The organism is Pseudomonas reinekei, from assembly GCF_001945365.1.
GTDB classification, from domain to species: domain Bacteria; phylum Pseudomonadota; class Gammaproteobacteria; order Pseudomonadales; family Pseudomonadaceae; genus Aquipseudomonas; species Aquipseudomonas reinekei.
Genome location: NZ_MSTQ01000005.1, coordinates 133,238 through 149,165, shown reverse-complemented (window position 1 = coordinate 149,165; position 15,928 = coordinate 133,238). Strand labels below are relative to the sequence as shown.

Below are 15,928 nucleotides of genomic sequence, written 5' to 3'. Positions count from 1 at the left end.
AAATCAAGGCTGTGCGAGCTTGGCTTTCACGGCCTCCAGGCCAGGTTTACCGTCAATGGTGGTCACGCCAGCGAGCCAGGTATCGAGCACCTGTGGGTTCTTTTTCAGCCAGGCCTTGGCGGCCGCGTCAGGCTTCATCTTGTCGTCCAGGACGTTGCCCATCAGCGTGCTTTCCATGTCGAGGGTGAACACCAGGTTTTTAAGCAGCTGACCCACGTTGCTGCATTCCTGGGCGTAACCCTTGCGGGTGTTGGTGAAGATGGTCGCCTGACCGAAGTTGGGGCCGAAGAACTCGTCGCCGCCGGTCAGGTACTTCATCTTGAAGCGCGTGTTCATCGGGTGCGGTTCCCAGCCCAGGAACACCACGGCGGTGTTGCGGCGCTGGGCGCGATCGACTTGCGAGAGCATGCCTGCCTCGCTGGACTCGACCACCTTGAAGCCGGCCTCTTTCAGGCCGAAGGCGTTCTTGTCGATCATGCTCTGGATCAGGCGGTTACCGTCGTTACCCGGTTCGATGCCGTAGATCTTGCCGTCCAGTTCTTTCTTGAACTTGGCAATGTCGGCGAAATCCTTCAGACCTTTGTTATACAACTCTTCGGGCACGGCGAGTGTGTATTTTGCGTTTTCGAGGTTGGCGCGCAGTGTGTCCACCGTCCCGGCATCACGGTAAGGCTTGATGTCGTTTTCCATGGTCGGCATCCAGTTGCCGAGGAAAATGTCCATGTTCTTGCCGTCGGCCAGGGACTTGTAGGTCACGGGCACGGAAATCATGGTGGTTTTGGTTTTGTAGCCCAAGGCATCGAGGACGACGCTGGTGGTGGCGGTGGTGACGGTGATGTCGGTCCAGCCGACATCGGAGAAGTTTACGGTGCTGCATTGGGCCGGTTCGGCGGCTTGCGCCAGAACCGGCAGACTAAGCATGGCGGCCAACAACAACGACGGGGAACCTTTCATGGATGGACTCCTTGGTGTTTTTTTTGGCAGTGTTCCGACTGGACCACCGCACTTATAGGTTGCGGTTGGATGGCGTTTTGGAGACAGCTCTACCCCGGCGCCTTGCAATCGAGTCGATACGATCATGTACCAGTGAAAATCTGACGCCTACAGGGTGCGTCGTAACCAGTACAGGGATGGTCGCATCCAGTGTCAGTGACGTCGTTTACAGATTTTTTCCGAGTCTTTTCTCCCTCTGCACCGCAAAAAATCGGCGAAAACATGGCGCAAAACGCACGCGGCGTTGGTGGACATGAGTGCGTCGGTGTGAGACGTCGAACGACGCGTCAAAAGGCTGATGATGCGGCCATCCTGACGGATTGCAGCTTGAGCGTAGCAGCTCCGTCACCGGGCGCTCTTGCGCCTGGAGTTGGCACATCCAGGAGTCCGGCAGTAATGGCTATCAGTGTTTTCGACCTGTTCAAAATCGGCATCGGCCCTTCCAGTTCGCACACCGTGGGGCCTATGCGGGCGGCCGCGCTGTTCGTGCAGGTGTTGCGCGAGCGGGGGATGCTTGAGCAAGTGCGGCGCGTTGAAGTTCAGCTCTATGGTTCGTTGTCGGCCACCGGCATCGGGCACGGCAGCGACAACGCGGTGATCATGGGCCTGATGGGCGAGTGGCCGGACGCGATCGACCCGTCGCAAATCGGCATCCGCATCGCCACCTTGCGCGAGACCGACACGCTGTTGCTTGACGGTCGTGTGTCGGTGCCGTTCATCTGGGCCCGGGACATGCGCCTGATCGATGAAAACCTGCCATTCCATCCCAACGCCATGACCCTGATGGTCGAAGGCGATGACGGCGAGTTGCATCGTGACACCTACTATTCGGTCGGCGGTGGTTTTGTGGTCGACGAGGCCCAGGCTTCAAGCGGCGTCGTTGATCTTGATCGCACTGTGTTGCCGTACGATTTTTCCAGCGCCGCCGAGCTGTTGGAGCTGTGTAAAAAGCACAACCTGCGGGTGGCCGAATTGATGCTGGCCAACGAGAAGGTCTGGCGCAGCGAAGAGGAAATCCGCAGCGGCCTGATGACACTCTGGCGCGCCATGCAGGATTGCGTCGAGCAGGGCCTCAAGCACGAAGGCATCTTGCCCGGTGGCCTGAACGTGCGGCGGCGCGCGGCCAAGCTGCATCGCAGTTTGCAGGAGCTGAACAAGCCCAACGTAATCGGCTCGACCCTCAGCGCCATGGAGTGGGTCAACCTGTTCGCCCTGGCGGTCAACGAAGAAAACGCCGCCGGCGGGCGCATGGTCACGGCACCGACCAATGGCGCGGCGGGGATCATTCCAGCGGTCTTGCACTACTTTATGAAGTTCAGCGAAGACGTGACCGAGGCCAATGTCGTCGACTACTTCCTCGGCGCAGCCGCGGTGGGAATTCTGTGCAAGAAAAACGCTTCGATCTCCGGTGCCGAAGTCGGCTGCCAGGGGGAAGTCGGCTCCGCCTGCGCCATGGCGGCGGCAGGGCTGGCGGAAATCCTCGGCGCCACGCCGGAGCAATTGTGCAACGCGGCGGAGATCGGCCTGGAGCACAACCTCGGCCTGACCTGCGATCCGGTGGGTGGTCTGGTACAAGTGCCGTGCATCGAGCGCAATGCGATTGCTGCTGTGAAAGCGATCAATGCAGCGCAAATGGCTTTGCGCGGAGATGGCCAGCATTTCATCTCGCTGGACCGGGTGATCCGCACCATGCGCGATACCGGTGCCGACATGCATGACAAATATAAGGAGACATCGCGGGGTGGGTTGGCGGTGAGTGCGGTGGAGTGTTGAACCGGGTGGCCCCAATCGCTGGCAAGCCAGCGATAGCGTCAGACCAGTCAAAACTGCGCGCTAAGTGAACACGTAATCCCAGGCGCGCCACCTTTTGGCGCGTCGCTTACAGATAAGTACCTGACCTGAAAATCAGGACTGCCCCGTCCCTGACCATCCGTCACCCCGTGCCTGCGGTGACACTCTTTCCGGGCTGCTCGCAGCCCTGTTCCCACAAGTGCTACCGATTTGCTCACACGCTGCGGAGCAACGCACTTGACGCCGCTGATGGCACTTATAACCCCTACTCCTTGCGCGTCTTATTTAGACACATTCCGACGTCGTTTTTAGGAGTTATTGAACGCGCATTCAAATTTAGGCATGGCAATTGCTCTGTCATTACAAAGCCCGTCTCTCACGCGAGAACGATGGCAATAACAAGAGCCTCCGCCTGAGGCCATCACCCGCTTTGTGTGAGGAGATACCGCGATGACGTCGTTCAACTCCGGGGCTCAACCCCAGAACCGTGCGCCTCAATCCATCGGCTTTCTGCTGTTGGACAATTTCACGCTGATTTCCCTGGCGTCCGCTGTAGAACCGCTGCGGATGGCCAACCAGTTGTCCGGCCGCGAGCTGTATCGCTGGACCACCCTCACCGTCGATGGCGGTCAAGTCTGGGCCAGTGACGGTTTGCAGATCACCCCTGACGCCTCCATGCACAAAGCGCCGCCACTCGATACCGTGATTGTCTGCGGTGGTATCGGTATCCAACGCACGGTTACCCGCGAACACGTGTCATGGCTGCAAAGCCAGGCGCGCCAGTCCCGTCGCCTCGGCGCGGTCTGCACTGGCAGCTGGGCCCTGGCGTGCGCCGGTCTGCTGGACGGTTTTGATTGCAGCGTGCACTGGGAATGTCTGGCGGCGATGCAGGAAGCGTTCCCGCGGGTGGCCATGAGTACTCGTCTGTTCACCCTCGACCGTAACCGTTTCACCAGTTCCGGTGGCACCGCGCCGCTGGACATGATGCTGCACCTGATCAGCCGCGATCACGGCCGCGAGCTGTCGGCGGCGATCTCGGAGATGTTCGTCTACGAGCGCATTCGCAACGAGCAGGATCACCAGCGCGTGCCGCTCAAGCACATGCTCGGCACCAATCAGCCGAAGTTGCAGGAAATCGTCGCGCTGATGGAGGCCAACCTCGAAGAGCCGATCGACCTGGACGAACTGGCGGTGTATGTCGCCGTGTCCCGTCGTCAGCTGGAGCGGCTGTTCCAGAAGTACCTGCACTGCTCGCCGTCGCGCTACTACCTGAAACTGCGCCTGATCCGCGCGCGGCAGTTGCTCAAGCAAACGCCGATGTCGATCATCGAAGTGGCGTCGGTGTGTGGCTTCGTGTCCACGCCACACTTCTCCAAGTGCTACCGCGAGTACTTCGGCATTCCGCCACGTGACGAGCGCGTAGGCTCCAATACCACCCAGCAAGTGGCGATGATGCCGTTGCCGCAGGCGCTGGTGCTGTCGCCGTTGTCCGGGCCGTTGTCGGCGTTGAGTCAGGCGCGCAACGAGTCAACGTTCGCTAGCGTAAGGCTCTAAGGCCGAGTCGCTTGTGTGGCGAGGGAGCAAGCTCCCTCGCCACAGAGTTGTTATACCTTGGCCCTTAGGCGCTACGGTTCTGCTGAAACTCCGCCAATGCCGGCAGCAACTGCTTGTCGATAGCCTGACGCACGGCCGGCAGAATCGTCGCGCTGCTGGTGAACATCTGCTTGACCATCGTGCGCAGCACGATCGCCCGTTCGTTGTTCAAACCTCGTACCGCATATTCGCAAGCCTGCTCGGCCGAGGCGCCGCTCGGCACTTGAAATCCCAACGCTTTCAGTTGGCCCAACAGGTCTTCCTGGTCAATCAAATCGGCGTACATCATCACGCAAATCCTTCTTCTGGGAACGGTGTCTTGAGTCGATTCTGGTGGGGGGATGGGGTGGCGGCAAGGACGATTTGTCGCAATGGCCGCATTGACTAAGAACAGGTCGTTTTCGGGTAATTCGCCGGCGAAGAGAGTCGGCACACTGGACTCAGCTCGCTTCACGAAGGTTTGGTCACCCTCGCACGGCAGCTCCTCAACAGTACCCTCCTCAGCTCCGATCCTGTCACGGCTTGATCGGGGTTTTTTTTGTCTGTGAGTCCAGAGGCTTGTGTTGTCAGTTCGGACGCTATCGCGAGCAGGCTCGCTCCCACAGTGGAGCGATTTCTTTCAGAGGGATGCGATCGAATGTGGGAGCGAGCCTGCTCGCGAAGAACGATGACGCGGTCTAGCGCTGCAACACGAGAATCCGCGACAACAGCTCATCCCGGTCGACATAACAACCCTGGAAATGCCGCGCCCCGGTGGCAGGATCAAACGCATTGCGCGCATGCAGAGTACGTCGGTTGTCAAAGCACCACAGCTCGCCGGGATTGAGCCGCTGCATCAGCCTGAACCGGGGTTCGCGGGTCATCGCAATGAAGCGACGGTAAGCGCGATAGAGCTTGGGCATCTGCTCCACCGATGCATCGAATGGGCCGCGTAAAAAGTTCGCCATACGGATTTCAGATACCTGCCCCAGCGCGTTCAAGGCGATGATCGGCGCCAGGCAGCGGTAGTCGCTGTGACGGTCTTTGTTGCGGAACTCCACGGGGATCTCGCAAAGGCTGTTGAAGGACGCCGGGTCCTCCCGGCGCAGCGCATCGGCAATCGCAAAACCATCGACGAAAATGCTTTCGCCACCCTCGGCATCGTTGACCAGGCAATGCAGAAATTGCAGCCCCGGTTGCAACTCCCGGGTCGGCAGATCGCTGTGCAGGGGCAGGTTGAAAGCGGTGTAGGCATTGCTGTCGGCGTCGGCCTTGGATTGCACGTTAAACAGCACGCCGAAATTGCTCTCGCGGATGAAGGAAATCCGCTGGGCGATCAGCTTCAGGGAGCCGGGTTCAGTGGGCACGCCGCGGACCTGGGTCAGGCCAATATCACGCACCGCCAGCAGCCATTGCAGCAAGGCATCGTTATCATTCATCAGTGCCTGGTATTCGAACACTGGCAGCTGCAAATCATTGTGCCAAAGCCTGGCTTTCGGCTTGCCTGCCAGGCGCTCCGCGCGAGACTCATCGTCGTAGGCATGCGCCCTCAGCCAGCCTGGGTCGAAGCGGCTGAGGTGGCCGTCCTGCCATTGCACGCGCAGGCAACCCTCAGCATCGACCGTGGTTTCGGTCGGCAGCAGATTCTCCGGTATATCGACAATCTCCAGCACCTGCTCGCGCGTCACCGTATAAACGCATTGCGGACACGGACAGTTGTCCCGCAGCCATGAGTGGTGGAAGGGGCTGATGCGATGGTCGGCCCACTTCACCAGAACCCGATCCGCCATCACCTGCACGCCTGTCAGCGCGCTGATCAGCGGATAAGTACGGAAGTCGGCAAAAGCGGCGGCGGTGTTCAATGACGATCTCCTTGTTATTTTTTGGGGGGTAGCGCGATCACTCGGCCGATGTAGGCGGGGGTGGGCAGGTCGGTCTGCTCGGCGACGATGGCTTGCAGCTTGCCCAGGGTTTGTTCGCTGAACGGCGTGGAGCGAGGCCCGGCCAGGTCTACGTGCAGCAGCATCTGCTCGTTGCCCGCCAGTTCCTTGTCGTCACCGACCAGGTGCAGGCTGTGGTAGAGGTGCAGGCGTTTGCTGTCGTGGGCGATGATTTGGGTACGCACGTCGACGTCGGCATCGAGTTTCACTTCGTGCAGGTAATTGAGGTGCAGTTCCAGGGTGAACAACGAATTACCGCTGGCTTCACGGTTGCTGCTGTCCATGCCGAGGCGATCCATCAGGGCATCGGTGGCGTAGCTGAAAATCAGCAGGTAGAAGGCATCGCGCAGGTGGCCGTTGTAGTCGACCCAGTCGGGGATGATTCTGGTTTGGTAGGTGGTGAGGGCGGGCATGATTTCTGATCCAGGTTATAGAGTGACTGGGCTGCCGCTTTCGCGAGCAGGCTCGCTCCCACAAGGAACGCGTATAACCTGTGGGAGCGAGCCTGCTGATTGATTACTCGCTGAAAGCCATCCCGTGCTTCTCTTTGGTGGTCTTCACCGCCTCCAGCACCGCGAGCAGGCAGTCATCACGATAGCGCTCCAGCGCCGAAATGCTGTGTTGGCCCAGTTGGTCGCTGGTGCCGTCGACCACGTCGTCGATCAGCTTGTCGGTCAATTCCGGCGCCGGCAGATAGGTCCACGGCAATTGCAACGCCGGGCCAAACTGCGCCATGAAGTGGCGCATGCCGGCATCGCCGCCGGCGAGGGTGTAGGTGAGGAACGTGCCCATGAACGACCAGCGCAAGCCGGCGCCGAAACGGATCGCGTCGTCGATTTCACCCGTGGTCGCCACACCGTCGTTGACCAGGTGCAGCGCCTCACGCCACAGCGCTTCGAGCAAGCGGTCGGCGATGAACCCCGGGACTTCCTTGCGTACATGCAGCGGGCGCATGCCAAGTGATTCGTAGACTTTCATCGCCGCTTGCACCGCTTCGGGCGCGGTGTTTTTGCCGCCGACCACTTCCACCAGTGGCAACAGGTAAACCGGGTTGAACGGGTGACCGACCACGCAGCGTTCCGGGTGGGTCGAGCTCTCGTAAAACTCGCTGGGCAACAGGCCGGACGTACTGGAACCGATCAGGGCATCGGGCTTGGCCGCGGCGCTGATTTTGCTGTGCAAATCCAGTTTCAGCTCAAGGCGTTCCGGGGCGCTTTCCTGGATGAAGTCGGCGTCGCGCACGCATTCTTCGATGGTCGCGACAAAGCGCAGACGATTCTGCGAGGCGCCGGGTGCCAGGCCCTGTTTCTCCAGCGCGCCCCAGGCATTGGCGACACGTTTGCGCAGCGCGGCTTCGGCACCGGGCGCCGGGTCCCAGGCCACCACGTCGAGGCCGTGGGCGAGGGCGCGGGACACCCAGCCACTGCCGATGACACCGCTGCCCAGCGCGGCGAAGGTTTTGATTTCGGTGATGAAGGTCATGGTCACGTCCTGAATTTGGCTCGAAAAAACTGTGGGAGCGAGCCTGCTCGCGAAGAGGCCGGTACACCCGACCGATCTCTTGCGTTTGTCACGCCGCCTTCGCGAGCGGGCTCGCTCCCACAGGGTGAAAAGGGTGGAAGGGTTACCCGCGCTGGGTCAGGCCCATTTTCTTGCGGCCTTCAGCCGGGGTCAGCACGCGGGCACCGAGGCGGCTGAGGATTTCCGAGGCGCGTTCGACCAATTGGCCGTTGGTCGCCAGCACGCCTTTATCCAGCCACAGGTTGTCTTCCAGGCCGACGCGCACGTTGCCGCCCAGCAGCACCGCTTGCGCTGCCATCGGCATTTGCATGCGGCCGATGCCGAAACCGGCCCAGACGGCGTCTGCAGGCAGGTTGTCGACCATGGCTTTCATGGTGGTGGTGTCCGCCGGGGCGCCCCACGGGATACCCAGGCACAGCTGGAACAGCGGGTTATCGAGCAGGCCTTCCTTGATCATCTGCTTGGCGAACCACAGGTGACCGGTGTCGAAGATTTCCAGCTCGGCTTTCACGCCCAGCTCTTGAATGCGCTTGGCGCCAGCGCGCAGCTGGGCCGGGGTGGACACGTAAATGGTGTCGCCGTCGCCGAAGTTCAGGGTGCCGCAGTCGAGGGTGCAGATTTCCGGCAGCAGTTCTTCGACGTGGGCCAGACGGGTCAGCGGGCCGACCAGGTCAGTGTTCGGGCCGAATTCCATCGGGTTCTCGCCGGCACCGATTTCCAGGTCACCGCCCATGCCCGCCGTCAGGTTGACGATGATGTCGACGTCGGCTTCGCGGATGCGCTCCATCACTTCGCGATACAACGCCACGTCACGGCTGAACTTGCCGGTTTGCGGGTCGCGAACGTGGCAGTGAACCACGGTGGCGCCGGCCTTGGCGGCTTCCACGGCGGCAGCGGCGATCTGTTTCGGGGTGACCGGCACGTGTGGGCTCTTGGCGGTCGTGTCGCCAGCACCGGTGAGTGCGCAGGTGATGATGACGTCGTGGTTCATGAGGCGGTTCCTTACAGGCGAGATGACAGGCGTAGTGGTGCCGTTCGCAGCCCTGTCGGGCTGCGAATCGGTGGTTTAAGTCAGGGTTATTTGCTGGTCAGCTTGAGGTTGTCTGCCGCCGGCTTGCCATCAAAGGTGGTCACACCTTCGAGCCAGCGCTGCTTGTCCTGCGGATGATCTTTCAGCCATTGCCTGGCCGATTCGAAGGCGTCCTTGTGATCCAGCAGGGGCTGCATCATCCGGCTCTCGTCTTCGGCGGTGAAGGTCAGGTTGCTCAGCAGGCGACCGATGTTCGGGCATTGCTCGGCGTACTTCGGCGCGGTGACGGTCCAGACGGTCGCCATGCCTTCGTTCGGGCCGAGGGCGTCTTCGCTGCCGGTGAGGTAGGTCATCTGCACGTTGACGTTCATCGGGTGCGGCGCCCAGCCGAAGAACACCACGGCTTCCTTGCGGCGCACGGCGCGATCCACCGCCGCGAGCATGCCGGCCTCGCTGGACTCGACCAGCTGGAACTTACCGAGGCCGAACTGGTTTTTGCTGATCATCGCCTTGATCTGGGTGTTGGCGCCTGAGCCGGGCTCGATGCCGTAAATCTTGCCGCCCAGTTCTTTTTCGAACCTGGCGATGTCGGCGAAGGTTTTCAGACCCTTGTCGGCGAGGTAGGTCGGCACGGCCAGGGTGGCGCGGGCATCTTTCAGGCTGGGCGCTTCGAGCACCTTGACCTGGTTGGCGTCGACGAACGGGGTGATGGTCTGGGTCATCAGCGGGTTCCAGTAACCCAGGAACAGGTCCAGGCGCTGATCGCGGATCCCGGCGAAGATGATTTGCTGGGAGGCGCTGGTTTGTTTGGTGTTGTAGCCGAGGCCATCGAGCAATACCTGGGTCATCGCGCTGGTGGCGATCACGTCGGTCCAGTTCACCACACCCATGCGCACATTCTGGCAAGAGGCGGGTTCGGCGGCCATGACGCTGGCGCTCAGTAACGCGGTACCACTGAGTGCAAGAACACAGCTGCTGATCAGTCGTTTCATTCTCAGGTTCCTCGGCAGTTCGTTATTGTGAGTTCCGGCGTCTGACGCGCCGGTGATGCCAAGTTACGCAGCTAAGGCGCCATGAAAGCGCACTGCGGCGACCAGCTCTTGCACTGCAGCGACCTGTGCTCTTGAATGCCGCTGGTAAGTGGCGTATCAACATCAACACGCTACCCGCCCTCTCGTTACCGCCAACCGAGTGCGCTCCATGTCCCAGGATTTCTATTTCTTGTTGATGCCGGGTTTCTCGGCCATTGGATTTATCTCGGCCATCGAGCCGTTGCGGGTGGCCAATCGCTTTCGCGGCGAACTGTATCGCTGGCATGTGCTGAGCGCGGACGGCGGGGCGGTGCTGGCCAGTAACGGCATGTCGGTCAACGCCGATGCAGCACTGGAGCCGCTGAAGAAAGGCGCGACGCTGCTGGTGGTCGCCGGCTTCGAACCGTTGAAGTTCGCCACGCCTGCGCTGGAGCACTGGCTACGGCGGCTGGACAACGAAGGCGTGACCCTGGGCGCCATCGACACCGGCAGCTTCATCCTCGCCGAAGCGGGCCTGCTCGAGGGGCACCGCCTGACCCTGCACTGGGAGGCCATCGACGCCTTCAAGGAGTCCTATCCGCAGCTCAGCGTCACTCAGGAGTTGTTCGAGATCGACCGTCGACGCATCACCTCTGCCGGCGGCACCGCATCCATTGATTTAATGCTGGATCTGATCGCCCAGGCCCACGGCCCGGAACTGGCGATCCAGGTCAGCGAACAATTCGTGCTCGGCCGCATCCGCCCGCGCAAAGACCACCAGCGCATGGAAGTCGCCACGCGTTATGGCATCAGTAACAAGAAGTTGGTGCACGTGATCGGCGAGATGGAGCAGCACAGCGAACCGCCATTGACCACGCTGGAATTGGCGGAATCGATCAAAGTGACGCGTCGGCAACTGGAGCGCCTGTTCCGTTTGCACCTGAACGACACGCCGAGCAATTTCTACCTGCGCTTGCGGCTGGAAAAGGCCCGGCAATTGCTGCGGCAAACGGACATGAGCGTGCTGGAAGTGAGCATCGCCTGCGGGTTTGAATCGCCGTCGTATTTCACCCGCAGCTATCGGGCGAAGTTTGAGCGTTGCCCGCGGGAAGACCGGCGTACCGCGAAAGCATGAACACCCGAAAACCCTGTGGGAGCCAGCCTGCTGGCGATAGCGGTATGTCAGACACATGAATATCGACTGATGCACCGCCATCGCCAGCAGGCTGGCTCCCACAGTTAGTTTGTTCTGTCAGAAAGACCTGTTACTTCTTCAAAAGCGCCGAACACGCCGCCTTGTAGGCCTCATGCTGATACTTGTTCAGCGTCCCCGGCAGTTCAAAATCGTGTTTCTTGCTCTGCGCATTGATCGTCTGCGGCGACAACAACGTCACTTCGCAATTCTCCAGCAACTGGAAAACCCCTTCGATCTTGAACGTGGTCGGCCCACCGGCAAACTCGCCTTTCTTGCTGCGCTTCTTGATCGCGATGCGGTCGATGGCGTTTTCACGGATAAACGACGCAACCTGCGCGGCGAACAGTTTCACGTTGGCCGCTTCGTCATCATCGTCGAGGGCGATTTTCTTGGTATTGAGCGCAACGTGACTCAGGTTCGTACCGTCGAGGGACGCCACGGCGATGATCGCTTCGCTGCCTTTGATTTCGATGCCGCAGACTTTCATGTTCAATCCCTTAACTGGCTGATGGCGTGCAGCTTACATCGCAGGATGGCCGGCGATTGCATTACTCCTGCCCAATCGACTCCAAAAACTCCGACCGTTCATCACTCATCCGCGCCACGCAATCATTCTGCGCAATGGTGAATGCCTTGCTGCCGGTGGTGGCCGGGAAAGCTTCCACGGCGCAGTCGGCGTCGCGGGTTTTCAGCCATTGTTGTTGCGCGGCCTTGATTTTTGCGGCGATGTCGGCCAGTTGCGACGGGTTCTTGCCGTAGAGCGACTGCATGCGCTCGTTCAGGCTTTTGTAGTTTTCGCTCAGCAGCTCTTCGGCGGTGGTTTTGCTAAAGGCCGAGCATTCCAGGGTCTGGATGTCGTTTTCGACTTTGTCGCAGGGGTTGTCGTCGGCTTCTTCAGCCGCGTGTACGCCAGTCGCTATCAGTGCCAAAGCCAGGAAGATCGATTTCATTACATCGCCCCAAATTTAGTAATGCGGCGAATTCTGGCTCAACCGCGGGGCCTTGAACAGGGCGCTGATTACGCCCGGCGACGACCCTTTGTCGCAGATTGACGCTTTCGGCAAACCCCCTGTCGTTTTTGCACCGGGTCGCCCCGGTCCTCAGGCATATGCTGGCCCCAAAGCGCCGGCAGACGATTCGGCGCATGAATCGCTAATAAGGGGACAGCCTGATGAGCCCAGCCGAATTGCACGCCGACAGCATCGTTATCGACGGGCTGATTATTGCCAAGTGGAACCGTGAGCTGTTCGAAGACATGCGCAAGGGCGGCCTGACCGCGGCCAACTGTACCGTGTCGGTGTGGGAGGGCTTCCAGGCCACCGTCAATAACATTGCCGCCAGCCAGAAGCTGATCCGCGAGAACAGCGACCTGGTGATGCCGGTGCGCACCACCGCCGACATTCGCAAGGCCAAGGAAGTCGGCAAGACCGGCATCCTGTTCGGTTTCCAGAATGCCCATGCGTTTGAAGACCAGATCGGCTATGTCGAGGTGTTCAAGCAGCTCGGCGTCGGTATCGTGCAGATGTGCTACAACACCCAGAACCTGGTGGGCACCGGTTGCTACGAGCGTGACGGCGGCCTGTCGGGCTTCGGTCGCGAAATCGTTGCCGAGATGAACCGCGTTGGCGTGATGTGCGACTTGTCCCACGTGGGTTCGAAAACGTCCGAAGAAGTCATCCTCGAATCGAAGAAACCCGTCTGCTATTCCCATTGCCTGCCGTCGGGTCTCAAAGAGCACCCGCGCAACAAGTCCGATGAAGAGCTCAAGTTCATTGCCGACCACGGCGGTTTCGTCGGCGTGACCATGTTCGCGCCGTTTCTGGCCAAGGGCATCGATTCGACCATCGACGACTACGCCGAAGCCATCGAATACACCATGAACATCGTCGGCGAAGACGCGATCGGCATCGGTACCGACTTCACCCAGGGCCACGGCCAGGACTTCTTCGAGTACCTGACCCACGACAAGGGCTACGCCCGCCGCCTGACCAGCTTCGGCAAGATCATCAATCCGCTGGGCATCCGCACCGTCGGCGAGTTCCCGAACCTGACCGAAACCCTGCTCAAGCGCGGCCATAGCGAGCGCGTGGTGCGCAAGATCATGGGCGAGAACTGGGTCAACGTGCTCAAAGACGTCTGGGGCGAATAAGCCGCCGCACTTCTGAATCCTTACCTGCGGCCATCCGCGCCGCAGGCAACACCAAAATTTTTCTGGAGTTAAGTTTCCATGGCCAAGATCGCCCCGCAATTGCCAATTGAAGTCGACAGCGAGACCGGCGTCTGGACGTCCGACGCACTGCCGATGCTTTACGTGCCGCGCCATTTCTTCGTCAACAACCACATGGGCATCGAGGAAGTGCTGGGCGCCGATGCCTATGCCGAGATTCTCTACAAGGCCGGCTACAAGTCCGCCTGGCACTGGTGTGAAAAAGAAGCCGAATGCCACGGCCTGGAAGGCGTCGCGGTGTTCGAACATTACATGAAGCGCCTGTCGCAACGCGGCTGGGGCCTGTTCAAGATCCAGGACATCGACCTCGACAAAGGCACCGCCAGCGTCAAGCTCGAACACTCGGCATTCGTCTACGTGTACGGCAAGGTCGGGCGCAAGGTCGACTATATGTTCACCGGCTGGTTTGCAGGGGCCATGGATCAGATCCTCGCCGCTCGCGGCAGCCAGATCCGCACCGTGGCCGAGCAAGTCTACGGTGGCTCCGAAGAGGGCCACGAAGACGGCTTGTTCATCGTCAAGCCGTTGTAAGTCGAGGAACCCGCCATGGCTTTCGAAGCAATGTTCCAGCCAATTCAAATTGGCAAACTGACCATCCGCAACCGCGTGCTCAGCACCGCGCACGCCGAGGTCTACGCGACCGACGGCGGCATGACCACCGACCGGTACGTCAAGTATTACGAAGAGAAGGCCAAGGGCGGGATCGGCCTGGCGATCTGCGGCGGTTCGTCCGTGGTGGCGATCGACAGCCCGCAGGAATGGTGGAGCTCGGTCAACCTGTCTACCGACCGCATCATTCCGCATTTCCAGAATCTGGCCGACGCCATGCACAAGCACGGCGCCAAGATCATGATTCAGATTACCCACATGGGCCGTCGCTCGCGCTGGGACGGCTTCAACTGGCCGACCCTGATGTCGCCGTCGGGCGTGCGTGAGCCGGTGCACCGTGCCACCTGCAAGACCATCGAGCCCGAAGAAATCTGGCGGGTGATCGGCAACTACGCGCAAGCAGCACGTCGCGCCAAGGCCGGTGGCCTGGACGGCGTCGAATTGTCGGCGGTGCACCAGCACATGATCGACCAGTTCTGGAGCCCGCGGGTCAACAAGCGTACCGATGAATGGGGCGGCACCTTCGAAGGCCGCATGAAGTTCGGCCTGGAAGTGTTGAAGGCCGTGCGCGCCGAGGTCGGTGACGATTTCTGCGTGGGCATGCGTATCTGCGGTGACGAGTTCCACCCGGATGGTCTGTCCCATGAAGACATGAAGCAGATCGCCAAGTATTACGACGACACCGGCATGCTGGATTTCATCGGCGTCGTCGGCTCGGGTTGTGACACCCACAACACCCTGGCCAACGTGATTCCGAACATGAGTTATCCACCGGAGCCATTCCTGCACCTGGCCGCCGGGATCAAGGAAGTGGTCAAGGTCCCGGTGCTTCACGCGCAGAACATCAAGGACCCGAACCAGGCCACGCGCATTCTGGAGGGCGGTTACGTCGACATGGTCGGCATGACCCGCGCCCACATTGCCGACCCGCACCTGATCGCCAAGATCAAGATGGGCCAGATCGACCAGATCAAGCAGTGCGTCGGCGCCAACTACTGCATCGACCGTCAGTATCAAGGTCTGGATGTGCTGTGCATCCAGAACGCCGCGACGTCCCGTGAATACATGGGCCTGCCGCACATCATCGAGAAAACCACCGGCGTGAAACGCAAAGTGGTGGTCGTGGGTGCCGGTCCTGCGGGGATGGAAGCGGCGCGCGTGGCCGCCGAACGTGGCCACGACGTAACGTTGTTCGAGAAGAAAGAGTTCATCGGCGGACAAATCACCACCGCCTCGAAAGCGCCGCAACGGGACCAGATCGCCGGTATCACCCGCTGGTATCAGCTGGAACTGGCACGTCTGAAAGTCGACTTGCGCCTGGGCACTGCGGCGGATGCGCCGACCATCATGGACCTGCGTCCGGACGTGGTGGTGCTGGCCGTCGGCGGTCATCCGTTCATCGAGCAGAACGAACACTGGGGCGCGGCTGAAGGCCTGGTGGTCAGTAGCTGGGACATCCTCGACGGCAAGGTGGCACCGGGCAAGAACGTGCTGGTCTACGACACCATTTGCGAGTTCACCGGCATGTCCACCGCCGACTTCATTGCCGACAAGGGCAGCCAGGTGGAGATCGTCACCGACGACATCAAGCCGGGCGTGGCGATTGGCGGTACGTCGTTCCCGACTTACTACCGCAGCATGTACCCGAAAGAAGTGATCATGACCGGCGACATGATGCTGGAGAAGGTCTACCGCGAAGGCGACAAGCTGGTAGCGGTGCTGGAGAACGAATACACCGGCGCCAAAGAGGAGCGGGTGGTGGACCAGGTGGTCATCGAGAACGGCGTGCGTCCGGATGAGGAGATCTACTACGCAATGAAGGAAGGCTCGCGCAACAAGGGCCAGATCGACGTTGAAGCCTTGTTCGCGATCAAGCCGCAACCTTGCCTGGAACAAAGTGGCGACGGCTACCTGCTGTTCCGCATCGGCGACTGCGTGGCCCAGCGTAACGTGCACGCGGCGATCTACGACGCGTTGCGGTTGTGCAAGGATTTCTAAGAGCTTGTGGATAACCCTGTGGGAGCGAGCCTGCTCGCGAAT

At 60.5% G+C, this 15,928-nt stretch carries 15 protein-coding genes; 6 read left to right on the top strand and 9 right to left on the bottom strand.

Annotated elements, in window-relative coordinates:
* Positions 1-3: 3 nt before the first annotated feature.
* The gene (locus BVK86_RS09760) at positions 4-954 is read right to left on the bottom strand and encodes a choline ABC transporter substrate-binding protein (protein WP_075946240.1); all 951 of its coding nucleotides are present in this window, start codon (positions 952-954) and stop codon (positions 4-6) included.
* A gap of 435 nt (positions 955-1,389) precedes the next feature.
* On the opposite strand from BVK86_RS09760, the gene BVK86_RS09755 reads away from it, so the two are divergent.
* Positions 1,390-2,766: an L-serine ammonia-lyase gene (locus BVK86_RS09755; protein ID WP_075946239.1), complete on the top strand. Its 1,377-nt coding sequence runs from the start codon at positions 1,390-1,392 to the stop codon at positions 2,764-2,766.
* Positions 2,767-3,234: 468 nt separating this feature from the next.
* On the top strand, positions 3,235-4,338 hold the full coding sequence (gbdR, locus tag BVK86_RS09750) for a choline metabolism transcriptional regulator GbdR (RefSeq protein WP_047534337.1): 1,104 nt from the start codon (positions 3,235-3,237) through the stop codon (positions 4,336-4,338).
* Positions 4,339-4,402: 64 nt separating this feature from the next.
* On the opposite strand, the gene BVK86_RS09745 is transcribed toward gbdR, so the two are convergent.
* The 6 genes from BVK86_RS09745 to BVK86_RS09720 all read right to left on the bottom strand — a co-directional run bounded on the left by BVK86_RS09745 (position 4,403) and on the right by BVK86_RS09720 (position 9,839).
* Complete coding sequence (locus tag BVK86_RS09745) at positions 4,403-4,666, bottom strand: hypothetical protein (protein WP_075946238.1); 264 nt, start codon at positions 4,664-4,666, stop codon at positions 4,403-4,405.
* A gap of 388 nt (positions 4,667-5,054) precedes the next feature.
* Positions 5,055-6,218 carry a gamma-butyrobetaine dioxygenase gene (locus BVK86_RS09740; RefSeq protein WP_075946237.1) on the bottom strand — a complete coding sequence of 388 codons (1,164 nt, stop codon included), beginning with the start codon at positions 6,216-6,218 and terminating at the stop codon, positions 5,055-5,057.
* A 14-nt stretch (positions 6,219-6,232) separates the two neighbouring features.
* Positions 6,233-6,709 carry a thioesterase family protein gene (locus BVK86_RS09735; RefSeq protein WP_075946236.1) on the bottom strand — a complete coding sequence of 159 codons (477 nt, stop codon included), beginning with the start codon at positions 6,707-6,709 and terminating at the stop codon, positions 6,233-6,235.
* Between the two features lie 103 nt (positions 6,710-6,812).
* Positions 6,813-7,778, bottom strand: a complete 966-nt coding sequence (locus BVK86_RS09730) for an L-carnitine dehydrogenase (RefSeq protein ID WP_075946235.1) — start codon at positions 7,776-7,778, stop codon at positions 6,813-6,815.
* A gap of 142 nt (positions 7,779-7,920) precedes the next feature.
* Positions 7,921-8,808 (bottom strand): 3-dehydrocarnitine:acetyl-CoA trimethylamine transferase CdhC, encoded by an 888-nt coding sequence (gene cdhC / locus BVK86_RS09725; RefSeq protein WP_075946234.1) that lies wholly within the window; start codon positions 8,806-8,808, stop codon positions 7,921-7,923.
* A gap of 86 nt (positions 8,809-8,894) precedes the next feature.
* Positions 8,895-9,839, bottom strand: coding sequence for a choline ABC transporter substrate-binding protein (locus BVK86_RS09720; protein WP_075946233.1), 945 nt, complete (start codon positions 9,837-9,839; stop codon positions 8,895-8,897).
* A gap of 208 nt (positions 9,840-10,047) precedes the next feature.
* Here BVK86_RS09720 and BVK86_RS09715 point away from each other — a divergent pair, with 208 nt between their 5' ends.
* A complete protein-coding gene (locus tag BVK86_RS09715) occupies positions 10,048-10,992 on the top strand; it encodes a GlxA family transcriptional regulator (protein WP_075946232.1) in 945 nt (314 codons plus the stop codon).
* A gap of 130 nt (positions 10,993-11,122) precedes the next feature.
* Here BVK86_RS09715 and BVK86_RS09710 read toward each other — a convergent pair whose 3' ends face one another.
* Together BVK86_RS09710 and BVK86_RS09705 are read right to left on the bottom strand one after the other, a co-directional pair.
* On the bottom strand, positions 11,123-11,539 hold the full coding sequence (locus tag BVK86_RS09710; protein ID WP_075946231.1) for a DUF3010 family protein: 417 nt from the start codon (positions 11,537-11,539) through the stop codon (positions 11,123-11,125).
* Between the two features lie 61 nt (positions 11,540-11,600).
* Positions 11,601-12,002: a lysozyme inhibitor LprI family protein gene (locus BVK86_RS09705; protein ID WP_075946230.1), complete on the bottom strand. Its 402-nt coding sequence runs from the start codon at positions 12,000-12,002 to the stop codon at positions 11,601-11,603.
* A gap of 221 nt (positions 12,003-12,223) precedes the next feature.
* Between BVK86_RS09705 and BVK86_RS09695 the strand changes: the two genes are divergently transcribed.
* The 3 genes from BVK86_RS09695 (at position 12,224) to dgcA (ending at position 15,886) form a co-directional block, all read left to right on the top strand.
* Positions 12,224-13,201, top strand: a complete 978-nt coding sequence (locus tag BVK86_RS09695; protein ID WP_056853892.1) for a dipeptidase — start codon at positions 12,224-12,226, stop codon at positions 13,199-13,201.
* Positions 13,202-13,279: 78 nt separating this feature from the next.
* Positions 13,280-13,810, top strand: coding sequence for a DUF5943 domain-containing protein (locus tag BVK86_RS09690; RefSeq protein WP_075946228.1), 531 nt, complete (start codon positions 13,280-13,282; stop codon positions 13,808-13,810).
* 15 nt (positions 13,811-13,825) lie between these two features.
* Positions 13,826-15,886, top strand: coding sequence for a dimethylglycine demethylation protein DgcA (gene dgcA / locus BVK86_RS09685; RefSeq protein WP_056853891.1), 2,061 nt, complete (start codon positions 13,826-13,828; stop codon positions 15,884-15,886).
* Positions 15,887-15,928 lie beyond the last annotated feature (42 nt).